The organism is Pseudomonas sp. 24 E 13 (genome assembly GCF_900004715.1).
GTDB lineage: Bacteria > Pseudomonadota > Gammaproteobacteria > Pseudomonadales > Pseudomonadaceae > Aquipseudomonas > Aquipseudomonas orientalis_A.
Map to the genome: position 1 here is coordinate 1 of NZ_CVTO01000025.1, position 234 is coordinate 234.

A 234-nucleotide genomic window follows, 5' to 3' on the forward strand; every position below is an offset into this window, starting at 1 on the left:
CCGCCTTGATGGTAATCACCGAGCCATTGCTCAAGGTGACGCTCACCGGGGTTTGTGCCGGGTTGGTCAAGGTCGCGGTGTAGGTGATCTGACCACCTTCGGTCACGGTCGAACCGGCCGTCAGGGTGACAGTGGTGGTATCGACCACATCAGTAATGGTGGTAACCGCAGGCGTGGTGCTCGGCACCAGGTTTTCAAAGTTGCCGCCGGTAGCACCGATAATGGTGGTGCTGA

At 59.0% G+C, this 234-nt stretch carries 1 protein-coding gene; it reads right to left on the bottom strand.

The features are described 5' to 3' along the window. The coding region (locus tag BFP90_RS28700) for an immunoglobulin-like domain-containing protein (protein ID WP_176717998.1) at positions 1-234 on the bottom strand (234 nt) is incomplete at both ends.